Annotated in this window: 1 protein-coding gene and 1 pseudogene; both read left to right on the forward strand. The window is 72.8% G+C overall.

Going from position 1 to position 1,839, the window contains the following annotated elements:
• The first annotated feature begins 192 nt into the window (after positions 1 to 192).
• A complete protein-coding gene (locus tag Q8814_RS25965; protein WP_330154805.1) occupies positions 193 to 894 on the forward strand; it encodes a rhomboid family intramembrane serine protease in 702 nt (233 codons plus the stop codon).
• 42 nt (positions 895 to 936) lie between these two features.
• A pseudogene (locus Q8814_RS25970) lies at positions 937 to 1,839 on the forward strand (AMP-binding protein); the annotation flags it as partial.

The raw sequence follows: 1,839 nt of genomic DNA on the forward strand, positions 1-1,839 counted from the left end.
CTCGTGGCGCCGGGCGAGTTCTACGGGCCCGGTGGGGTGTTGCACGTGCGGATCGCACTGACGGCCACGGACGAACGGATCGCGGCCGCCGCGCGTCGGCTCGCCTGACACTCCGGCACGAACCTCCGGCGCCGACCGCACCCACGGCTCGTCTGCGGACCGGACGCCGGTCTCGCCGGTACATTGGCGCTCGTGAGCACATCCGGCGACGATCCACGCTTGTGGGTGTTCTACGCCGCCCTGGTGGTGTTGACGGTCGTGTCCGCGTCGCGCGCTTCGGCCGGCAGAGGTGGGCGCGACCGGTGGTCGGGGTGGTGGCCCCCGCCGATCGCCGCGGTCGCGGTGTGGGCCGTCGTCGCCATGGCGTCGTTGTCGCGCCTGCTGTTCCCGTCCCTGCCGGGCACGTTCCGACGCGACCCGGTGCGCACCCGCGACGAGGGGGAGTGGTGGCGCGTGTTCAGTTCGGCGTTGATCCAGGACGGCGGCGTTCTCGACATGATCGTCGCCCTCGTGTTCCTGGCCGTCGTTGCCGCGGTGAGTGTGCGGATCTGGGGATGGTATCGAGCGGTCGCGCTGCTGCTCGTGGGGCAACTGCTGTGGGGTCTGTTCACGACGTTCGTGTCGCCGTCGGTCGGGGCGGGAACCCTCGGCGCGACCCTGGCGCTGGCGGGGTCGGTCGCGGGCCTGTGGCCGGTCGTCGGGGCACGGCACCGCCTGCTCGCCGCGGCAGCGGCCACCTTCGTGCTCGGCGCCGCGCTGGTGGCGTTCGACGACGCGCACGGAGTGGCCGTCCTGATCGGCATGCTGCTCGGCGCGGTGCTCGGGACGGTGTTACCGCCGCCGCGGCCGACGGTGCCCACCGCGCCGATGGCCCGTCGGGGCGCCGCATCCTGACTGCCGTGAGCGGCCGCACGGCGGTATGGAATCGTGGCTGCTGTGTCTGCACTGCTTCGTTCGCTGAATCCCCTTGCCGTCGCACGCGGTGACGACGTACCCGACGCTGTCCGTATCGACGGTCATACCCTCTCGCGCTGCGACCTTCTCGGCGCCGCCACGGCCGCCGCGGCGCGAGTGGCCCGGGCCGACCGGGTCGCCGTCCTCGCGACACCGACCGCGACGACGATCGTGTCGATCGTCGGATGTCTGCTCGCCGGCGTGACCGTGGTCCCGGTGCCGCCGGACTCCGGCCCGGCCGAACTCGCCCACATCCTGAAGGACTCCGGGGCGCAGGCATGGGTGGGCGCCGCGCCCGCCACCCGTGCTCCGGAGGTACCCGAGCTGCCGGTGGTGCCCATCCGGCTGCACGCCCGCGACTGGCATCACGTGCCCGAACCGAACTCGGCGGGAACGGCGTTCGTGCTCTACACCTCCGGGACCACGGGCGCACCGAAGGGGGTGCTGCTGAGCCGCCGCGCGATAGCTGCGGGGATCGACGCGCTGGCACGTGCCTGGAACTGGACGGCAGACGACGTGCTCGTGCACGGGCTGCCGCTGTTCCACGTGCACGGGCTGATCCTCGGTGTGCTCGGCCCGCTGCGGGTCGGCAGCCGGCTGATCCACACGGGTAAACCGACACCGCAGGCATACGCGGACGCACACGGCACCCTCTACTTCGGGGTGCCGACGGTGTGGACCCGAGTCGTCGAGGACGAGGAGTCGGCGCGGAAACTGCGCGGCGCCCGGCTGCTTGTGTCGGGGAGCGCCCCGCTGCCCGTGGCGGTGTTCGCGCGGGTGCGCGAACTGACGGGCCTGACGCCCATCGAGCGGTAGGGCATGAGCGAACCGATGCGGACCCTGTGCAGCCGAGGGGACGGCGAGCGCCGGCCGGGATGGGGGGGA

Source organism: Rhodococcus chondri, from assembly GCF_036327435.1.
In the GTDB taxonomy this organism is placed as follows: Bacteria; Actinomycetota; Actinomycetes; order Mycobacteriales; family Mycobacteriaceae; genus Rhodococcus; species Rhodococcus chondri.